We start from the raw sequence: 20,463 nt of genomic DNA on the forward strand, positions 1-20,463 counted from the left end.
TCCTCACTGCGACCGCCTTCCTGACACCGCGTCAGTTCCGCGTGTCTTTCCACGGTAGCCGCCGAGGGACCGAAGTGAGATGCGGGCGCGCAGCCTGCCCCAACGACCGGTGCGCCCGTCGAGGTCACGACGCAGCTCGTCCACGGCGCGCCACACCTGTTCAGCGTCTTCCTCGGTGGGCTCCGCCTTCCCGAACGCCGAGCGATCGGCGACGGCGGCGAGCAGCACTCCCCGTGGTCCGCCCACCGTCTTGGCCACCTCGCTGCGCGTGGCCGTGCCGGGCGGGATGTATCCGTGATCGACCGCCATGTCTGCGAACTCGCGCCAGGCACCTGAGATCCGGCCCCGTGGCAGCACGCGCGGCGAGCGCCGCGTTCGTCGCCTCTGCCACTTGGCTGCGATCACCGCGAGGAACGGCGACACCACAAGGGCGATTACCAGCAGCACCCAGCCGAACACAATGAGCGTTGCCAGCAGGATGCTCAACCAGGCAGGCATCCGGTTGTCGCGCTGCTGCGCCACATGCGCCTGCGGGGGCGGGTTCTGCTCATGGTCGGTGTTGTCCTTCGGCGGCTCCACGACGGATTGCGGACGCGAGATCTGCTTCGGCTGGTCCGGCTGCTTCTGCGGAATGGGTCGCACCTGGGGGTTCGGGTCGACGTCGACCCAACCGTCCTTTGCCGTCTGCACCTGGATCCAGGCCGTCACGTCCGCGCCGGTGAGCGTGACGGTGGAGCCGGCCTTCTGCGGCACCGCGAATCCCAACACGACGCGGGCAGGGAAACCGATGCGGCGCGCCATCAGCGCGGCCGCGACCGCATATTGTTCCTGGTCGCCCACCATGGGCTGCTCAGTCAGCAGGGAGTCGATCCGGTCGGCCCCGTGACCCGAGAGGCTCTTCACGTCTTTTCCGATGCCGTGGCTGATGTATCCCGTATCGGCAAGCTTCCGGAGAGCGTTGGCCAGTTTCGCTCCGGCCGAGACCGAACCGCCCTCGTAGCGGTGCAGGGTGTCGTCCAGCCGCGCCGGCACGACATCGAGGGCGGGCAGTTGCGCGTCTCCCGGCCGGGCGTCGACCAGCTGAGCGAAGGTCTTCGTCGGGGTCGCGACGGCGGTGATGCGGTAGGAGTCGCCGGAGCGCAATGTCGATATCTCGGCCATGGTGGCCGTGGTGGGGTTGTAGTAAAAGCCCTCTCTCAGGCTGTCGGGTGAGCTGCCTCCGAATGAGATGTGCTCGAGTTGCCCGAATGTGGGCAGCCAGGGTCCGGCAAGACCATCGACTGTGATGTCGAGTGTGTGGGTGCGAGCACGGGCACCGGATGCCGCGGCCACGCTGAGCGTGTCGGGAATCCTCGCGAAGGCTCCCGAGTCGCCCTGCGATGCGCCCACTGTGTAGACGACCCCGTCGTAGGTGTCCATCGTCGCGATACTCAGCCGACGCACGTCTCCAACGCCCTGCACGGTGAACAACGCATCGCCTGCGCCGGCCGGCTGGAGATAGGAACGGAAGCCAGACAGCGGGCTGGGATAGTTCCTCGGGTCGAAAGGCGGCGTGGTGGCCGAACGGGCAACCGTGCGGGCTGCGACGGGCGGCAGCCCGCTCGCCACCCCGGCTGCCGCAACGAGTGCAAGCGCCACCGCGAGGACGGCGATGGCGACCGACCGTGCCGCAGCGAAGGATCGCTCGCTGCGTCGCACGCCGTCGGCGTGTTCACTGGAGAGGGACACCAGGCGCGATATGCGCCTGCGACGGCGCATCCAGATCAGCCAGACGACGCTCAGCGCTGCCACCGCCATGGTGAGGGCAAGCGGAGTAGCGATCGTCTCGGAGCCAAGCACGACGGCCGAGGTGAAGACGACGAGCGGGGCGACGAGGGCGAGCTCCGGAACCTTGGAACGAAGAGCGACCGTGAGCGTCACCACCGTGCCTGCGAACGCGAGCACGTAGGCGGGTATGAGCAAGGCCTGATACGAACCGACAGGCACGGTGATCGTCACGAGCTGCTTCCAGCTCAGCGCCAGCCCGGCGACCAGGTCGACAAGGCCTCGCCAGGTGGGCAGCACGCGCCACAGGGTCTCGCCGGGAATCGCGAGCGGCACGCCGAGCGCGAGGAACGCGATCAAGGCGACGAGCGTGGTCACCAGGCTCGACCAGCGCCAGACCGCCCCGCACACGGCGACCGCTGCCGCGACGCCGATCGCCCCGATCGCCATGACAACGAAGTCCGAGTTCTGGTAGACGGGCCAGAACACGGCGACGCATGCGGCAAGCAAGACGACCAGGTACACGGATGCCGATACCCGGTAGGCCACGTCTCTACGGCTCATGCGGCCCTCGATCTCGCCAGGCTCGAGCGCAGGTCGTCCAGATAGCCGATGGTGAGAATGCTCAGGTCGCCGACCCTGCGAAGGGCCGGAGAGTCGCCAGGCACGCATCGCACCGCCACGACTTGCACGCCGGCGCGGAACATCGTGCCGGCATGCCGTAGCTGCGCGATGCTGACCGTCGACCCGCAGACGAGGAACGCCATGGAGACGTCGGGCGTGGTTTCGGCCGCGACCCTCGCAACGTCTGGGAGACGCAGTGCTGCGGTGACGCGGTCGACGCGACACAGGGCATCCAGTAGCCGGGTGGGCGTCACGCTGTCGAGGGTGCGCACGTCGAACACCGGCGTCTTGGCGAAGTCGGGTGTGCGCTCGCTCACCACGAACGACACGACGCGGTCGTCTCGTATCGCCCTGACCCCCAGGGACGCAGCGGCGCTCACCGCCAGTTCGAACTCCTCTTCCGAGGCGAAGTCGGCCTCGGCGAGCGACAGGGCAAGCAGCAGGTTGCTCCTGCGGGTCTGCTCGTACTGGCGAACCATGAAGTCGCCGGTCTTTGCCGTGCTCCGCCAGTGGATGTGCCTGCGCTCGTCGCCGCGCGTGTATTCACGCAGCGCGTGGAACGACATGTCGCTCGTGGTCAGATCACGTGTAGAGCTGCCCTCGAGGTCACGCACGAGACCCGTGCTCATGCTGGGCACCGTTATCGTGCGCGGATGCACGAACAGCTCGACCGTCTGTTGCCACTGGGTCTCGCGGCGCAACAACCCAACGGGATCCGCCCGTACAGACTGCACCGGCCCGATGGTCAGTACGCCCCGCTTCGGCGTCGGCACGAGGAAGACGTCGCGGAACTCGGCGCCGCGCCGGAGCCCCGGAACGGCGAACTCGGCGACTCCGTCGCCCACCGGCACCTCCACGCGTGCGGCGAGCAGTCCGCGCCTCGTCGAGTTCGAGACGACGACGTCGACGGGCGCAGGCGTTCCCACAACGACCCTGGGGTTCGGCAACTGAAGTTCGGCCCGGTATGCGACCGAGCCGAGCAGGAACAGCACGGCCTTCACGAACAGCGCGGCGCCCGCCCAGGCGAAGACGACGGCCTCCCACCACCCGGCGACATACCCGGCGATGAACGCGGCGATGGTGACGGCTCCGACGCAGAGGCCCGCCACGGTCGTCACTTCTGTGACTCTGCGCCAGACCTTTACGCAGACATCCGAGAAGATGCGCCACGCCTGCACCGCTCCGACGACGGCATCCGCGAGCCGTCCCTCACGCGCGCCGACGAGCCGGGTCCTCGCATTGTCGAGCCCGGTGCTGCTGCCGGAGTGCGCTTCGAAACTCACACCGCGGTCCCATCCAGCGGCGGGGGCGTCTGGAGCACTACATTCGCGACGACGCTCTGCGCCGTGACGCCGTCGAACTCGGCCTCAGGGTCGAGCACGATGCGGTGAGCCAGCACGGGTTCGGCGAGCGCCTTCACGTCGTCCGGCACAACGTAGGGGCGGCCGAGTCCTGCGGCATACGTCTTCGCGGTGCGGATGAGCGCGAGCCCGCCGCGCACGCTGACGCCGAGACGCACCTCTTCGGCGCTGCGCGTGGCATCCACCAGGCGCGACACGTAGTCGTTGATGGTGGGGTCGACATGCACCGACCGCGCCAGCTTCGACATCGTCGTGACCATCTCCCCCATCACGACCGTAGGCAGCACCATCTCGTGCGCCGCGTGATCCGCGCCCTCGAGGATGCGGACCATCGACGCGTGATCGGGGTATCCGATGGAGGTCTTCATGATGAAGCGGTCCAGCTGCGCCTCCGGCAGACGGTAGGTTCCCGCCTGCTCGATCGGGTTCTGCGTCGCGATCACCATGAACGGCGGAGACAGCCGATGCGTCACACCGTCGACGCTGACCTGACGCTCCTCCATGACCTCGAGCAAGGCGGACTGCGTCTTCGGCGAAGCACGGTTGATCTCGTCGGCGAGCACGACGTTGGCGAAAACCGGACCCTTGTGGAACTCGAAATCACCGCGGCGCTGATCGTACACGCCGACGCCCGTGATGTCGCCGGGCAGAAGGTCCGGGGTGAACTGGATGCGGCTGCTCGTGCCCGAGATCGTCTCGGCAAGTGCGCGCGCGAGCGACGTCTTGCCCGTGCCAGGCACATCCTCAAGCAGCAGGTGCCCCTCACTGAGCAGAGCCGTCACCGCAAGTCGGATGGTGTGCGTCTTGCCCAGCAGCACGCGTTCGACATTGGCGACGATGGCGTCGACCGTGCTCTGGAACCAGGATGCCTGGTCGTCGGTCAGCTGGTTCAGCGGGCGAGCTGCTGTCATCGGCGCGTCAGTCATGATCGGGGTGCTCTCCTGGTCTTCGTGGATGTCATTGGCCCTGATAGTCCATCTCATACGCCTGCAGGCGCCCATTGGCGAAGACGCGCACGGTAAGGGTCGGGTTGGCTGCCGTCGAGATGCACGACGTTCCAGTTGCGGGCACTCCGTCGCAGGTGATCACCACCGAGGCGTACGGCGGGGCAGCCGGAGCACCGGTCCAGCTGAACGTGCCACCCGGTGTACCTTGCGCCGGCGCGTAGTTGTAGCCGGCAACCGTCGCGTCAACGGCCAGCCCAGCCGATGCGCCCGCCGACCACGCGCTGGTCAATACCGCCCCGTTCGGATACGTCACAGCGACCTGCACGCTCACAGTGAGCGACTGCCCGTACTGGTCACCGCCGACCGAGATGAGGCTTCCGGGTTGCAACACCTGGTAGCTGCCGCCCCCGTCCAGGCTCACCCGGTAGGACACGGTCCCGCCACCGCCCGTCTGCGGCGGCGGGAACACTCCATTGAAGGTCGGAAGGAAGTGCCCCGACTGCCCGTTGCCGGGGTCGGCAGTCGAAACGCTCACCGAACTCGGTGTCGCAGGCGGAGCAGGCGGCGTGGCCGACACGTTCGCCGACGTCGTGTCGCCGACGTTGTTGGAGGCAGTCACCGTGATCGACGTCTGCTGCCCGGGCGGAAGCGTGCAGTCCACGGAGGTGGTCCCTGGGCCGAGCTCTCCTGACGCGCACGAGACCGAATAGCCGGTGATCGCCGAGCCGTTGGCGTCTACAATTCCGGCCCAGCTCACCGTCACGGTGCCGTTCGTGTCGTTCTTCGGGGCGACTGCCGGGACCGCCGTCCAGATCGGCGCGCCGGCCGGCACGACGGTTGCGGTCGGGGTGGAATTCCATACCGGCTGCGGACCATAGAAGTCGTTCATCGCCGCCACGGACACCTGTACCGGCTGCCCATTCGTGAGGCCGCCGAGATCGAGCGAGGTCGTGCCGGCTCCCACGGTTCGCACGATGCTGCCAACGGTCACGCGATAACGAGTGACGGCGCTTGCCCCGCCGTTCGACGCCGGCGGACCCCACGTGACGTGCACGCTTCCATCTCCGGGCGTGACGTTCAGGTTGGTCGGTGCGCCGGGCACCACGTTCGACCAGACGGCGTCCGGGTAGGCCGCGGCATCCGAGGTGCCGATCGCGTTCGTCGCAGTCACCTGCACTCGAACGGCGTTCTGCGGTCCGTTCCCCGGAGTCTGCACAGTGCACGTGGTCGCGTGGCACGTGGTCGAGCTTGCACCCCCGCCCGATGGGGTGAGCGACACGGTGTAGCCCGTGATCGGCGAGTTGTTGTCGGCGCCGGCATCCCACGCCACAGTGAGCTGCTGATCCGCAACGCCCACGATCCGCAGGTTGGAGACCGGGTCGGGTCTGTCTTGAACGGAGATCGTGACGGTCCCCCAGGTGTAGCGCGCAGGGTCCCCCGTCGCGTCCCCCACCTCGTACTGAAGCGTCGTATCCACCGGCCGCGCGTTCGGAGCCACCGAGACCGTCAGCCGCGACTTGTCGGCGCTTGGCGTCACCTGCACGCCCTGCGGCAGCGCGCCCGCGGATGCCCCGCGCACGGCGAGCACGGTCAGCGGCGTCGAGGGGAACGGGTTGGTCGCCGCGTCATTGGCCAGCACGTCGACGCTCGTCGTCGCGCCGCGCCTTGCAGACACCTGATCGGGCTGCGGCACGGCCAGCGGTCTCGTCGACGGCACCACGCTCACGTCGATGCGTCCCGCCTTGCCGTCGTTCAGCGAATCCCGCACGCCGACGATGACGCTCAGCTGGGTTCCCTTCGGCGTCTTGTCCGACACCTGCACCGTCAGCTGCTGGCCCTGCAGCGTGACGGATGCCCCCTGCGGCTTGGGATCCAGGATGCGGTACTGCAGCTCGGCCTGGTCCTTCTCGTACGGGTACCTGGTGAGTTTGGTCAGATCGAGGGTCTTCTGCTGCCCTGGCTCGAATTCCACCTGCGCGCCGGTGAAGGTCGGGGGCTGATTGTCTCGTGCCGTCACCGTGATGGGCAGCACGAGGGTCGCCACATGGCCCTTCGGGTCGGTCGCCGACGATCCGTCGGTGACCTCGAACGAGATGGATGCGGGCCCGAAGTACCTCGCCGAACTCGTGTACACCAGCGTGTGGTTGTCGCGCACCAGGTTGTCGCCGTTGGCGTGCGTCGCGTGCACATGCGAAGCATCCGTGAGCTTGACGTGCTTGCCAGCGGCGGCGACCACGTAGTCATTGAGATCGATCACGAGCGTCTTCTCGCTCGGAACCGTCAGCTTCGGAGCCCCCGGTTTCAACTGCGGCAGGGCATCGTCGGTTCCGGGCAGCCAGATGAAGCCGTAAGAAACCACCGACGCGTCGTCGGGGTGCGCCACCTTGAACGGAATGATCTGCGACTTGGGCTGGATGCGCACGCGCACGCGACCGTCCGAGGTGGCCTGCGCGGTCTGACCGAAGCCCGGGACCAGTGAGAGCTTGAGCGTTGCGACTGGACCGTCGGCGAAGAACACGTTGGTGAGCGGGTTCACCGTGATCTGCGAGCGCCCGAGGATGTCGGACAGTCCGACCACGGTGTCTTGCACGACGGGACGCGACAGTGGGGCATCCTTGCGCACGACGACGGTGAGGAAGTTGGAGCTGGTTCCCCCTGTGTCGTTCTGCACCGTGTAGATGAACCCGTACCTGCCCTCCTTCTTCGGGGCGACCACCTTGACGACGTCGCCCGAGACGACCGCCTTCGCTATGCCGGTCGACGTGCGCTGCACAGAGCCGATGTGCAGCGCACCGCCATCCGGGTCGGAGTCGTTCGCGAGCACGCGCACCGAGACCGTGCGGCCCGGTCGAACCGTCACCTCGTCCTCCACCGCGACGGGGTTGCGCGCGCCGCCCCCGTGCGGGGCGATGCCAACGCGCACGACGCCGTCGGCACGCGCTCCCAGAGCGTCGACCAGCGTGTAGTCGAAGGTGTCGGTCCCAGCGGCGTAGTCGCCGGCCTGATACTCGATCCAATTCGAACCGACCGCCGTCACGGCTCCCTTTTGCGGGTTCGTCGACTGGCCGACGAGCTTGACCGAGTCGCCGTCGGGGTCGACGCCGCTGAGTGGCACCGGGATGCGTACCGTGTTGCCTGCCAGGACTCTCGCAGTGATCGTCTGCGGAATAGGCGCGCGGTTCGACTCCGGATCCAGCTCACGCACCGCGATGGTCACCTGCGCCGTCGCCCACTGGCCGTCCGCATCGTCGACCCGGTACACAGCGGTGTAGTCCCCTGGCCTGTCGGGCGCGAGGTAGCGTAGCTCGTTTCCTGACGCGAACAGCAGTCCCGCGTTCTTCGGGAGCGGCGTTGGCAGATCCGGGTTCAGGGTGAGGACATCGCCGTCCGCCTGCGAGTCGTTGGCCAGCACAGGGATGTCCACGGCATCGCCGACCCGAACGCTGACGCTGTCGGGAGTCGCCACGGGCGGCTGACGCACCGCGGGCCGGGGTATCTCCACAACTCTCACCGTGCCGTCCGCCTGAGCGGTGCCGTTGCTCACCGTGTAGCCGAACGAGACCGGCCCGGTGAGCGGCCTCGTGAGCGTGACCCGGAGGATGCGTTGCTCCAGCACCTCTACGCGCACGCCTTGCGATGCGGCCGGCTGCTCAGAGCCCGTGATGAGAAGCACGCCGCCCGCCGGATCGAAATCGGTGGCAAGCACGTCGACCTCCTGCGAGGTCTGCTGCTCGATGAACGCCGTATGCGGAACGGTCACGGGCGTGTCGCCTGCGTCCTGCGGCGTACTGACGACGACTCTAACCTGGCCGGTCGCCGTGCTCGAGCCGTCTGTGACGGTGTAGTCGACGTAGTGGCTGCCCGGGGCGTCCGACGTGAAGCCGAAGGTCCCCTCGTCGAAGTTGGGTTGCAGCGTCACGTCCGGTTTGTCGGGCACGGATGCCAGCCGCACGGGTCCGACACCGCCGCGAACATGGAGGAGCGGCGAGATGGTGATCTGGTCGCCCGCCACGACCGTTTCGACGAACGGCTCGGCGATGATGGGAACGTCTGTGGGCGGACGCACCGTGACGGCAAGGGATCCGTGGCCTTCCGCCCGGCCGTCCGACACGGTGAGTGCCACGTTCTGCAGGGATCCGCCCTTTCCGGCGTCCGTGTAGACGACCGTGCCCTGCGGGGTGGAGCTGGCGCTGTTGGGCGATGCCGTGGATGCCGTTTCGAGGTAGAACGGATCGCCGTCCGGGTCGTACCAGTCGCCGAGCACCTGTGTGGAGACGCGTCCCCCCGCGGCAACAGTGGCTTTCGTGGAGCGCGCCTGAACCGGGGGCGAGTTCTCGTCGGGCTGACGGACCGTGACGGTAACGTGCGCCTCGGCCTGCCCGCCGCGCCCGTCGCTCACCGTGTAGTCGAACTCGATCTGGCCCTGAGCGTCGGCGGGCAACGTGATCTGCAGTGCCTGGTCGTCCGAGGTTCGTTGCACCTTCGCCGTCGCCTGGGGTACCGGCGTCACCGAGTCGATGACGAGTACGTCGCCGTTCGGGTCGAAATCGTTCAGCAGGACCGGCAACGGACTGGTCACACCCGGTCGTGCGCCGAACTTGTCGTCGACGGCGACGGGTGGCACCTGCGTCTTCTCGTAGGTCGGCGGCTTGTCCTCGGTGTTCTCCTCGGTCTGTTGCCGTTCGTCGTTCGGTTTCGCGAAGTCTGACCAGTTGTCGATCACGCCATTGCCGCGCTGCACCGACCACGAGGTGCCGTGGTTCGTGTCATTCAACACGACGGTGTCGCCGTTGACGCGGAAGGCGAGTTCGGCACCGGCATGAACACCCGCAAGACTCCCGGAGCGTCCGGCCGCACCATTCGTGCATGAGCGCCAAGTCTGGCCGGTGTTCCAAGCGGCGTACAGGCATCCGTCGACCCACACCGGCGAAGCCGCGCTCCCGAACCCGCCCTGCTTCGCCTTGCGAAGGTCACCGCTTGCGCCTGGCACGAGAAAGACACCGGACTCCGACGCGATGGCGAGGTCCACATCGGCATCGGATGCCTGCGCGAGCACGGCCTGATTCCCCACCTCGGCGGGCAGCGTGCGCGAGCCATCCTCGGTGCGCAGCACACGGGATCCGGAGTCGTAGAGCGCCCAGTGCCCGCCGTTGGACGTCAGCTGCACGTCGCCTGCCGACTCATGTCTGGCAAGGGCGCCCACGTGCCACGTGGATTCCACACTGTCGCCCTTGGCGGCATCGATGCGGTAGACGGCGCCGGCCTGCCGGGAATACGCGAACAGTGTGCCGTCGGGCGCGAGGGAGGTGATGACGCGGCTGCCAAGGTCGATCGTCGGGGTGGATGCCGAGGTGAACGACTGCAGATCGGTGAGCGGCACAAGCCAGACGCGCCCATTCGCCAGCGATTCGATGACCGCCCGCGAACCGGCGATGCCGACCTCGGGATCCTTCGGCGGAAGTGCGACGGGCTTGCCCGCGGTGACGGTGGCCGGGTCCACCTTGGACACCGTGTTGTTGCTGTGGTCGACGAGCAGCACCGACTTGCCGCGCTGGGCCACGTCGACGGACTCGTCTGCAGCCGTCACGGCGGAGTTGAGGGCATTCACCTGCGTGTTGGCTCGACCAAGGAGCTGTTTCGACGAGTTCGTGACCCACACCGCTGCGTCGCCGAGCACCATGCGTTGCTGCACGAATCCGCCTGAGGCGATCGCGACGGTGGCGACCAGCGCGACAACGACCACGCCGATGGCCACTGTCAGTGCGACAGAGCGATGAGCTGCGACGAACGAACGGATCACGGTGACCCCACCGGGTCGACGCATTTGGCGGCGCTCGTCTCACCCGTGCGTCCCGACCGGTTCACCGTCACGGTGAGGCACACCCGCTTGTCTGCGGCGTCGACCGTGAACGAGGTGCTGCGCTGCAGGCTGGAGGACACTCCGTCCACGCTCACCTGATATTCGTCGCCCGTGGCGAGGCCCGGGTCCTGCCAGCTGAACTCGACGGATCCGCCGGCCACACGTCCCTGGATGTCATGCACGACAGGGATGTCGGGCGGCGCTGCAATGCGCACGACCACGAACGACAGCGTGCTGATGAAGGCGACGCCGAAAACCACGCAGACGGCGATCAGCCACCTGGCCCCCGTGCTGAGCCCGGCCGGTCGCTGGTGCGTCTGCGCGGCACTCTCCCGCGATGCGCTGTGATCGCCTGTGGTGTCGCCCTCCCGCCTGCGTCTTCTGCGCTGCGTCGGAGTCACCGACTGAACCGCCTTCACCCTTGTGCGGTCTTCGTCGTCGATCGATGCCACAGCAACCCATTGGTCGGCGGCGACGTCGGCGGGAGTTGGGGTGAACCCGAGTTCCGCCTCGACGGACTGCAGGTCGCGGATCAGTTCGAGCACACTGTGCTGCCGCAGCTCTGGGCGCTTCGACATGGATCGCCTGAGCACGGCCTCCAGACTGGCGGGCACGTCGTCGCGGCCGATCGGCTCCGGTCGTGCGCGCTGGATGCGCGCGATCAGTTGCGCCGAGGAGTTGTCCGTGCCCTGCACCTCGAACGGGGAGCGCCCCGCGATCAAGGAATAGATGGTGGCGCCGAGGGCCCACACCTCGCTGGCCACGGTCCCCGTCGTCTCGTCGGTGACCACTTCGGGAGCCGACCAGGGCACCGAAAGGCCAACGGCATCCTTCAATTCGGCGTCGCCGATCGTGGCCGCTATACCGAAATCGGAGAGCACCGGATGCCCGTACGCGGTCGTGAGGATGTTCGACGGCTTCACATCACGATGCAGCACCCCTGCCCTGTGCGCAGTCTCGACGGCCCCGGCCACCTTGATCCCCACCGCGAGCGCCTCGGGCACGTTGAGCGGATCCGTTCGGTACCGCCTGTTCAGCACGGGCGAACACAGCTCCATCACGAGGTACGGACGGCCATCGGATGCCACGCTCGCCTGATACACGGTCAGCACGGCCGGGTGCGCACTCAGTTGCGCCATCAGGTTGGCCTCAGCCTGGAACATGGCACGAACGCTCGACGTCACCACCTCGGCCAGGAGCACCTTCACTGCGACCTGTCTTCTCGGCATGTTCTGCTCGTAGAGGAAGACGTCGGCGAAGCCGCCCGAACCGAGAGCGCGGACATAGGTGAAACCGGGCAGGGTGGGCGGCGCGGAGGGCAGTCTGGTGGCCATGCGCGCCTCCTGTTCTCGCGGTCGTCGAACGTCCCCGGCCAGGGAAACGTGCCCCCATTGTAGGCGGGCAATACGTGCCATCCCGGGCGGGCTCGAGCCGGATCGGTGCCCGTGAAACCCCCTGCGCCGACGCTATCCCGCCACGTGGGCCGGCTCAGTGCCGACGTGCGGCGCGGCGGCCAGGAAGCGGCGACTCCGGCGTCTCGAGCACGTCGACGACCACAACCGAGACGTTGTCGCGGCCGCCGTTGCCCAGTGCGGCGTCCATCAGCTGTCCTGCCGCGTCCAGGGGGCTGGTGCCGACCGTGAGGAAGTGGCGGATGCCGTGTTCGGTCAGTTCCTTGGTGAGGCCGTCCGAGCAGGCCAGCAACCGCGTGCCCGCCACGACGGGAACGAGGCTGAAGTCGGGTACCGGCTCTTCGTTGAATCCGACGGCTCTGGTGATGACGTTGGAATGCGGATGCACCTCGGCCTCCGACGGCGTGATGGCGCCGGCATCCAGGAGTTCCTGCACGATCGAATGGTCGACGGTGAGCTGCCTCAGTTCGCCGTCTTCGAGCTCGTACACCCGGGAGTCGCCGATGTTGAACACGAGCCAGCTCGGCTCCCCCTCGGCCAGCGTGAGTGCGAACCCGGTGACCGTCGTCCCTGTACCCAGGTCGGTCCGACCTGCGCCCTTGTCCATGTCTCCGACAGCTTCGCGCAGCGACGAGTCGATGGCCTTCTCGTCCACGAACGGTGTGGCGACCCGCTCGGCCAGCCGGTTCACGACCGCGGCGCTCGCGATGTCCCCTGCGCTGTGTCCGCCCATCCCGTCGGCGACGGCGAAGATCGGCGGCTTGGCGATCAGGCTGTCTTCGTTGACGGCACGGCGGTAGCCCTTGTCGGTGAGCGCAGCCCAGGTGATGGTGATGCGGGCGCCGTCTCGGCCGGGAACAACGATGTGGTGCCTCTTGTTGCTCCGCCCGATCTGTGTCATGCGGCATCCTCTCGGGTGGTCGGCATGACGGCGATCGTCGGGGTCGCCGCCTCGGTGCGCGGGAGCTCACCGTGCGAGGGTGGGCCGACGACGACACCTGTGCCGATCACGACAGCCACCCTACGGGGGTGATGTCGATGATAGTCCCGTCGCCGATCTCGACCGACGCGGCACCGGGAACCGCGAACGCCTCGCCAGGGCGAAGTCGTCGCGGCCTGTGACCCTCGAGGCTCACGGTCGTGCCGTTTCGCGATCTGAGGTCGGTCACGACCACCACGCGTCCCGTCCGCTCGATGCGCACGTGTGACGCCGAGATCTCCCCCGCAGGCGACGGTACGGTCACGAGCACCGGCTCGACAGCGGAACGCCGTGCAGCGCTCGGGCGACGGCCGTAGACGACGGGAGCATCGAGCGGTGCCCGCTCCTGACCACGGATGCCCACGAAGACGCGCATCGGCGCCTCATCGGGATCCTGGTTCTGTGACCGCGCACCTTCACCGCTTGGCCCCTCCCTGTCCGGGCCACGAACGACGGAGCCACGGTTTCCACTGGCGTCATCGGCAGTCAGCGCCGGGGCAGCCGAACCGATGGGCTCTCGCTCTTTTTGAAGACGGATCGGCGAGGATGCCCGTTCCACTGTGCGTTCGTCCGCCTCGCTACCGAGGTCGCGCGCGGCTGGCAGGTGTCGCCGTTCGACCGTCTCCTCGTCGAAGCCCTGCGGATGCCCGTCGTCCGCACGAAGGCGCCGCGACTGCTCCCCCGGTTCGTCGGCCGCGAGCGAGGAACCGATCACGGGACCGCCGGGCTGCTCACCGATGAGAACGGTGTCGTCGTCAAGCGCCGCGGGCGGTCTGACGTACATGTCTTGGCCTTCGGCGACGGCATCCTGCCGGTTCGTCGTCCACAACAGAGAACCGACGCGGCCCGAGCCCGTCTCGACCTGCAGCGCTCCAGGGCTGCGCCGTGCGACCGCCTCGAAACGCCTCGCCGGACCGCCGAGTTCGACGCCGACCACATCACGAAAGGTGGCGATCAACCACGGCTGCACGCCGGATGAGGAGAACCGTCTAGCGCCGCCGACCGAGTAGATGTCGGCGACCGCACGCCCCTTGGCAACCGCCGTCACCTGCCAGCCGCCGTCGACTCTGCCGTCGACGTGCACGACGGTGAAGGAGTCGACGCCGAGTTCACCTGCGGGAATCGCGGAAACGATGGCTTCCAGACGACTATGCCGTTCACCCCCGGACGGTGCGCCGGTTTCCTCACCTGGGTCGGCGCTCGGGCCCGCGACGCTGCGGGCGCTTCCGACAGGAGTCGCCGACGTGCCGACCGCGGCATGGTCCGCTTCGGCAAGCTCCGCGAGAGCGTCCAGACCGGCATCGCCAGCTCCGGGCTCGAGAAGTACGACGAAAGACTCGGCGACGACGGCGATCCAGTCATCCTCAGGCGGTCTCGGCGGAGCCGCGTACACGAACCCCATACGACGTCGTGACGAGTGCGCCTCGGCCAATCAAGCCTCCCTGCCGTCGTCGATGCGTTCGCCGCATCCCGATGCGGCACTTGCGAGAGTACTGCGACCGCACGGAACATCATCGCGCTCGACGCCGGCTCGCCCTGTCAATGGTGCCAGCCGAGCCCACGCTGCCGGCCCGGAATGCCCAGTCCGGAAGCAATCCTCGCTCGAGCATCGTTTCCATGAGTTCCGCGAACCCGTATTCGCCGTCGGCCTTGCGCGCGCGCCGCACGAGTTCTCCGGCCACGGAGCTGCGGCCGAGCGCCCAGTTGAGCCACGCCACCGCCGTGAGGCACGGTGCCCTCTCCGTCTCGTGCAGCCTCGCGGCCACCTGGCGGAGCAGCGCGATGCCCTGCTCGAGTCGCTCAGGAGAAGGACGCGGCATCTCGCCGAGTCCAGCAAGTGCCATCGCGATCTGCTCGTCTCGTGCAGGCTCTCCGCGGCTGAACTGCTCCTGGAACCGAAGCGCCCTCCTTCCAGCAGACGCTCCCCATGCCCACGTTAAGAGCAGCACGTCTCTCGCCCAAGGACGGCTCACCAGGTCAGCGGCCAGAGCCGCCGAGACGGGGCCGATCTGGCCTGGATCCCACTGAGCGGCGTACTCGGCGAACCATACAGGGTCGACGCCCGGCTCCTCGGCCTGCAGAGACGCGAGAGCGGACATCGTTCGCTCCATCTGACCGGCCCCGACCTCTGGAAGACTCGCTTCCTGTTCCGGCGACTGACGCACGCGACGGCTGTCCGGGTCGAGCCTTCTCAACCGCCACGCAGCATCCAGCTCTTCTCGCGGACCGCCCACGCCGGAATCCCGGCCCCAGCCGTCCGGCGCCACGAACAGCGCGTCGTGCACGGCGAATCCGGCAGCGGAGGCCGCAGTCCGCAACGCCGCGAAGAGGGCCGCGTGCGGCGGGCCGGACGCACAGGATTCGTCGGTGAACAGAATGGGAATCAGCGCATCGGCGCCACGCACCTTGCACGCGATTCCCACGACCGCGCGAGCGAAATCCACCCGATCCGTTGCGGCATGCCCGCCGTCCGGCAGGTCGACACGCAGCGTCCCACCCGTCGTGTTGCCGCAGAGCGTGACGAGCACGAGACTCCGCCGCGGTTCGAAGCCGACCAGCTCCGGAACGTAGGTGAGCAGGTCGAGCGGGCTGGAGGCGACGATCGAGAACGGCATGCCGATCACGCTCTCGCGCAACGGATGCCCGCGGGCGCGCCCGACGGGCATCCGTGCGTTCGTGCGATCTGTCGATGGTTGTGGACGGGAAGACGGCCGGGCTCAGACCTCGTCCGAGACCGCTCCGGCGAACTGCGCGTTGTACAGCGTGTAGTAGGCGCCGCCGGCAGCCAGCAGCTGAGAATGAGTTCCCTGTTCGACGATGCGCCCCGCCTCCATCACGAGGATGAGGTCGGCATCCCGGATGGTGGAGAGCCGGTGAGCGATCACAAAGCTCGTGCGTCCCTCACGCAACGCACTCATGGCCTTCTGCACCAGCAGCTCGGTACGCGTGTCCACCGAGCTGGTCGCCTCGTCGAGAATGAGCAGGCTCGGCCTGGCGAGAAACGCCCTTGCGATCGTGATCAACTGCTTTTCGCCGGCGCTGATGTTCGACCCCTCGTCGTCGAGCACCGTGTCGTAGCCGTCGGGCAGGGAGCGCACGAACCGGTCGGCGTAGCTCGCCGTCGCCGCCTCGACGATCTCCTCCTCGGTCGCATCGGGGCGTCCGTACGCGATGTTGTCGCGGATGGTTCCGCCGAACAGCCAGGTGTCTTGCAGCACCATTCCGATCCTGCTGCGCAGCTCCCGCCGCGTCAGCCGGGTGATGTCGGTGCCGTCCAGTGTGATCCTGCCCGAGTCGACCTCGTAGAACCGCATGATGAGATTCACGAGCGTGGTCTTGCCTGCGCCAGTCGGGCCGACGATCGCGACGGTCTGGCCGGGTTCGGCCACCAGCGAGAGGTCTTCGATCAGGGGCTTCTCGTCGACGTAGCGGAACGAGACATGGTCGAACTCCAGTCGCCCCTTCGTCTCGCCTGCGGAGTCGGGTGCATGCGGATCCGACGACTGCTCGTCGGCATCCAGCAGCTGGAAGACGCGCTCGGCGGATGCAACCCCCGACTGCAGCAGGTTCGCCATCGATCCGAGCTGGGCCAACGGCTGGGTGAACTGACGCGAGTACTGGATGAATGCCTGCACGTCGCCGATCTGGATGGTTCCGCTCGCCACCTGAAGGCCGCCGACGACCGCAATCCCCACGTAGACGAGATTCCCGACGAACTGCATCGAAGGCATGATGATGCCCGAGACGAACTGCGCGCCGAAGCTGGCCTGGTAGAGCTCATCATTCTTCGCGATGAACTTCTCGTTGACCTCGCGCTGCCTGCCGAACACCTTCACGATGGCGTGACCCGTGTAGGTCTCCTCGATCTGCGCGTTGAGCGCACCGGTGTTGCGCCATTGCGCGACGAACATCTTCTGCGACCGTTTCGCGATGACCATCGTGACGAAGACCGTGAGCGGAATCGACACCAGGGCGATCAGGGCGAGAACCGGTGAGATCACGAACATGATCACGAGCACGCCGACGACGGTCAGCAGCGAGGTGACCACCTGACTCATGGTCTGCTGAAGGCTCTGCTGAACGTTGTCGATGTCGTTCGTGACCCGGCTCAGCAGCTCGCCCCTCGGCATGGTGTCGAAGTACTTGAGCGGCAGGCGGTGAATCTTCTCCTCCACCTCCTTGCGAAGGCGATACACGGTGCGCATCGTGATGCCGTTGAGGATGTATGCCTGCAGCCAGCTGAACACGGACGCGAACACATACAGCGCGAGAACGATCATCAGCACGTGGGACAGCGCCGTGAAGTCGATGCCGTGCCCAGGCGTGAGGTTCATGCCGCTGAGCATGTCGGCGACCTGCCCCTGCCCGCTCTTGCGCATGCCCTCGAGCACCTGGGCTTTCGTGGCGCCCGCCGGGAGGCTCTTCGAGATGAAACCCGCGACGATGATGTTCGTGCCCTCGCCGAGCAGCTTCGGGCCGAGAACGCTGAACGTCACGCTCGCGACTGTGAGCAGCGTCATGACCACAAGGCCCACCGCCTCGGGACGCAGCCGCCCGAGCAGACGCTTCGCCGTCGGACCGAAGTTCATCGCCTTCTCGGCGGGCATGCCGGCACCACCGAACGGTCCCCCGCCACCTGGCCCGCGCCTGGGTGCAGGCATCCGCGCCGGCGTCTTCGTTTCACTCATGCCGCTTCCTCCGCAGTGAGCTGAGACGACACGATCTCCCCGTACGTCTCGGATGTCTCGAGCAGCTCCTCGTGCGTGCCCGCGCCGACGATGCGGCCGTTCTCCAGCACCACGATCTGGTCCGCGTCGGTGATCGTCGTGACGCGCTGCGCGACGATCACGAACGTTGCACCCGCCTCCTTCTCACGCAGTGCCCGCCGCAGACGGGCATCCGTGGCAAGGTCGAGCGCGGAGAACGAGTCGTCGAACACGTAGATCTCTGGCCGCTTCACGAGAGCCCGGGCGATCGCGAGCCGCTGCCGCTGACCTCCCGACACGTTCGTTCCACCCTGAGCTATCTCGGCCTCGAGGCCGCCCTCCATGGCCTGCACGAAGTCCTTCGCCTGAGCGATCTCCAGCGCACGCCACAGTTCGTCGTCTGTGGCGTCGGGCTTGCCGTACCGCAAGTTGGATGCCACGGTGCCCGAGAACAGGTAGGGCTTCTGCGGCACCAGGCCGATGCGCTCCCACAGCACCTCAGGGTCGAGCTCCGCTACGTCGGCGCCATCGATCAGAACGGAGCCACTCGTCGCGTCGAAAAGCCGCGGCAGCAGGTTGATGAGAGTTGTCTTTCCTGCGCCGGTCGACCCGATGATCGCCACAGTCTGGCCGCGCTCGACGCGCAGATTGATGTCGCTGAGAACAGGGTCCTCAGCACCCGGGTAGGCGAACCCGACCTCGAACAGCTCGACCGTGCCGCGCTCCTTGACCTCCCGGATCGCGTTTTCGGATGCCTTGACGCTCGATTCCGTGTCCAGCACCTCGCCGATGCGTTCGGCGCAGACCGCTGCGCGCGGCACCATGACGAACATGAACGTCGCCATCATCACGCCCATCAGGATCTGCATGAGGTAACTGAGGAACGCCGTCAGCGTGCCGACCTGGAGGGATCCGTCGTCGATGCGGAACGCGCCGAACCAGATTACGGCGACGCTGGAGAGGTTCAGCACCAGCATCACGGTCGGGAACATCAGCGCCATCAGGCGCCCGGCTTTCAGTGCGGTCTCGGTGACCTCCTCGTTCGCCGTATTGAACCTGCCGCGTTCGATGTCTTCGCGCACGAACGCCCGAACGACGCGGATGCCCGTCAGCTGCTCGCGCAGCACCCGATTCACCTGGTCGATGCGCTTCTGCATCTTGCGGAACTGCGGCACCATGCGGGAGATGATCAGCACGACGCAGACCAGCAGCACCGGCACACTGACGGCGATGAGCCAGGACATCCCGAGGTCCTGTTGAATGGCGAGCACGATGCCGCCGATGCAGAGGATGGGCGCAGAGACGAGCATCGTGCAGCTCATCAGCACGAGCATCTGAACCTGTTGCACGTCGTTCGTGTTGCGGGTGATCAACGACGGCGCCCCGAACTTTGTGACCTCTCGCTCCGAGAACGCGCCGACATGCGAGAAGACCCGCACGCGAAGATCCCGGCCGAGCCGCATCGAGGCCTTCGCGCCGAAGTAGACGGCGAGGATGTTGCAGGCCACCTGCCCGAGCGTGACGAGCAGCATGAATCCGCCGGTGCCGATGATGTATCCGGTGTCGCCTTTGATCACGCCCTTGTCGATGAGGTCGGCATTGAGCGTCGGCAGGTACAGCGAGGCGAATGACTGCAGCAGCTGAAACACGAGAACGCCGACGAGCAAGGACCAGTGCGGTTTGAGGTATCGCACGAGCAACCGCATCAGCATGCGATCACCTCCCGGTTCATGGCTGCGCGCCGCGGCCGTGAGATTTCAGGCATGGGTCTTCACACTTTCGTCGATTCTGGGTTCGTCTCTGTGTTCGTCGGAGCCCGATCCGGTAGCGCCCGCCTCGTCGAGTCCGTCGCACGCGTACCCCTCGGCCTGGCGCTCTCCGAGGCGGGCCTCCGATGTCCGGTTGTCTGCGGCCAGCGCGTGCGCGGCCCGCTTTCCTACGGCATCCTCGTGGCCGGCCGTCATGTCTCCGGCGATGCCGTAGACGATGAGCCGGGTCAATGTCTCGTCATCGAGCGAGGTCTCGACGGTGAAGCCCGGGATGGCCAGTGCGAACGCGATGAGCCGGATGAACGGTGCGACGTGTTCGGCCGGCACGTTGAGTCGCTCCAGTTCGGGTTCCACCAGGCGGGCGACGATCGAGGCGTATTCCCATTTCTGCCCCGGAGCCGGCGTACGGGCCGGGGGCTCTCCTCCGGTGTATCCGATTGCGGACATGATGCTGATCACGCCGTGGAATCGCTGCCTCAGCACTGCCAGGATGCGCGCCACCTTGTCCTCGAGAGGAAGGCTCGGGTCGATCTCGGCCAGGCTGGTTCGCACTGGCGACGGGTCAAGGTACGCGTCGGCCGCCTCGCGCAGCAGGGTGTCCTTGTCGCCGAAGACCCGGAAGATCGTTCCCTCTGCAACGCCGGCCGCCTCCGCGATCTGACGGGAGGTGAGCGAGGCACCGTGCTCGATCATCACGGGGATCACGGCCTGGATGATCGCTGCTCTGCGCTCTTCCGGGGGCAACGGGCTGGCGCGATTCGGGATGCGTGGCACGCAGGAATGCTAACTGAGTGTGCGCTCACTCCGCAACCATGGCGTCTCGTTCTGCTCCCCGTTTCGCTGTCAGAGGATTCCGCGACGGCGCGCTCGATCTCCTTCCGGTCAAACGGCATGGCGAATGGACCCTACCGGTCCACGTTCAAGCGTTGGGACGCGGCATGGGCGAAGCCGCACGATGCCCGACGCCCCAAGGATGCGCGTGGTGGCGCGAGGCGGTTGCCGCGAGGCCTCGGGGCGCGGCGAGGCGGTCGCCGGGAGACC

Annotated in this window: 11 protein-coding genes; all 11 read right to left on the bottom strand. The window is 67.2% G+C overall.

All coding sequences use genetic code 11. From position 1 onward, the window contains the following. Positions 1–3: 3 nt before the first annotated feature. The 11 genes from ACO2Q7_RS15755 to ACO2Q7_RS15805 all read right to left on the bottom strand — a co-directional run bounded on the left by ACO2Q7_RS15755 (position 4) and on the right by ACO2Q7_RS15805 (position 20,196). On the bottom strand, positions 4–2,328 hold the full coding sequence (locus tag ACO2Q7_RS15755; protein WP_423356662.1) for a transglutaminase-like domain-containing protein: 2,325 nt from the start codon (positions 2,326–2,328) through the stop codon (positions 4–6). Then, positions 2,325–3,671, bottom strand: a complete 1,347-nt coding sequence (locus tag ACO2Q7_RS15760; RefSeq protein ID WP_423356663.1) for a DUF58 domain-containing protein — start codon at positions 3,669–3,671, stop codon at positions 2,325–2,327. Before ACO2Q7_RS15760 ends, ACO2Q7_RS15755 begins: the two co-directional genes overlap by 4 nt. Next, complete coding sequence (locus ACO2Q7_RS15765; protein WP_423356664.1) at positions 3,668–4,675, bottom strand: AAA family ATPase; 1,008 nt, start codon at positions 4,673–4,675, stop codon at positions 3,668–3,670. Before ACO2Q7_RS15765 ends, ACO2Q7_RS15760 begins: the two co-directional genes overlap by 4 nt. A 31-nt stretch (positions 4,676–4,706) precedes the next feature. Further along, positions 4,707–10,520 carry an Ig-like domain-containing protein gene (locus tag ACO2Q7_RS15770; protein ID WP_423356665.1) on the bottom strand — a complete coding sequence of 1,938 codons (5,814 nt, stop codon included), beginning with the start codon at positions 10,518–10,520 and terminating at the stop codon, positions 4,707–4,709. Beyond that, positions 10,493–11,890, bottom strand: a complete 1,398-nt coding sequence (locus tag ACO2Q7_RS15775) for a serine/threonine-protein kinase (RefSeq protein ID WP_423356666.1) — start codon at positions 11,888–11,890, stop codon at positions 10,493–10,495. Before ACO2Q7_RS15775 ends, ACO2Q7_RS15770 begins: the two co-directional genes overlap by 28 nt. Positions 11,891–12,044: 154 nt before the next feature. Further along, positions 12,045–12,869, bottom strand: coding sequence for a PP2C family protein-serine/threonine phosphatase (locus tag ACO2Q7_RS15780; RefSeq protein ID WP_423356667.1), 825 nt, complete (start codon positions 12,867–12,869; stop codon positions 12,045–12,047). A 106-nt stretch (positions 12,870–12,975) separates the two neighbouring features. Next, a complete protein-coding gene (locus tag ACO2Q7_RS15785; RefSeq protein ID WP_423356668.1) occupies positions 12,976–14,379 on the bottom strand; it encodes an FHA domain-containing protein in 1,404 nt (467 codons plus the stop codon). A gap of 79 nt (positions 14,380–14,458) precedes the next feature. Then, complete coding sequence (locus ACO2Q7_RS15790) at positions 14,459–15,613, bottom strand: DUF4192 family protein (protein WP_423356669.1); 1,155 nt, start codon at positions 15,611–15,613, stop codon at positions 14,459–14,461. Between the two features lie 51 nt (positions 15,614–15,664). Next, on the bottom strand, positions 15,665–17,635 hold the full coding sequence (locus ACO2Q7_RS15795) for an ABC transporter ATP-binding protein (protein ID WP_423356670.1): 1,971 nt from the start codon (positions 17,633–17,635) through the stop codon (positions 15,665–15,667). Beyond that, positions 17,632–19,365 carry an ABC transporter ATP-binding protein gene (locus ACO2Q7_RS15800; protein ID WP_423356671.1) on the bottom strand — a complete coding sequence of 578 codons (1,734 nt, stop codon included), beginning with the start codon at positions 19,363–19,365 and terminating at the stop codon, positions 17,632–17,634. The genes ACO2Q7_RS15795 and ACO2Q7_RS15800 overlap by 4 nt, the downstream gene beginning before the upstream one ends. A gap of 45 nt (positions 19,366–19,410) precedes the next feature. Then, complete coding sequence (locus ACO2Q7_RS15805) at positions 19,411–20,196, bottom strand: TetR/AcrR family transcriptional regulator (RefSeq protein ID WP_423356672.1); 786 nt, start codon at positions 20,194–20,196, stop codon at positions 19,411–19,413. Positions 20,197–20,463 lie beyond the last annotated feature (267 nt).

The organism is Rathayibacter sp. KR2-224 (assembly GCF_049446075.1).
Classification (GTDB): domain Bacteria; phylum Actinomycetota; class Actinomycetes; order Actinomycetales; family Microbacteriaceae; genus Humibacter.

Excerpts from the sequence above, each read along its gene's own strand:
- ACO2Q7_RS15790 (WP_423356669.1), bottom strand. The coding sequence starts at position 15,613 with ATGCCCGTCGGGCGCGCCCGCGGGCATCCGTTGCGCGAGAGCGTGATC.
- ACO2Q7_RS15765 (WP_423356664.1), bottom strand. The coding sequence starts at position 4,675 with ATGACTGACGCGCCGATGACAGCAGCTCGCCCGCTGAACCAGCTGACC.
- ACO2Q7_RS15755 (WP_423356662.1), bottom strand. The coding sequence starts at position 2,328 with ATGAGCCGTAGAGACGTGGCCTACCGGGTATCGGCATCCGTGTACCTG.
- ACO2Q7_RS15780 (WP_423356667.1), bottom strand. The coding sequence starts at position 12,869 with ATGACACAGATCGGGCGGAGCAACAAGAGGCACCACATCGTTGTTCCC.
- ACO2Q7_RS15775 (WP_423356666.1), bottom strand. The coding sequence starts at position 11,890 with ATGGCCACCAGACTGCCCTCCGCGCCGCCCACCCTGCCCGGTTTCACC.
- ACO2Q7_RS15770 (WP_423356665.1), bottom strand. The coding sequence starts at position 10,520 with ATGCGTCGACCCGGTGGGGTCACCGTGATCCGTTCGTTCGTCGCAGCT.
- ACO2Q7_RS15795 (WP_423356670.1), bottom strand. The coding sequence starts at position 17,635 with ATGAGTGAAACGAAGACGCCGGCGCGGATGCCTGCACCCAGGCGCGGG.
- ACO2Q7_RS15800 (WP_423356671.1), bottom strand. The coding sequence starts at position 19,365 with ATGCTGATGCGGTTGCTCGTGCGATACCTCAAACCGCACTGGTCCTTG.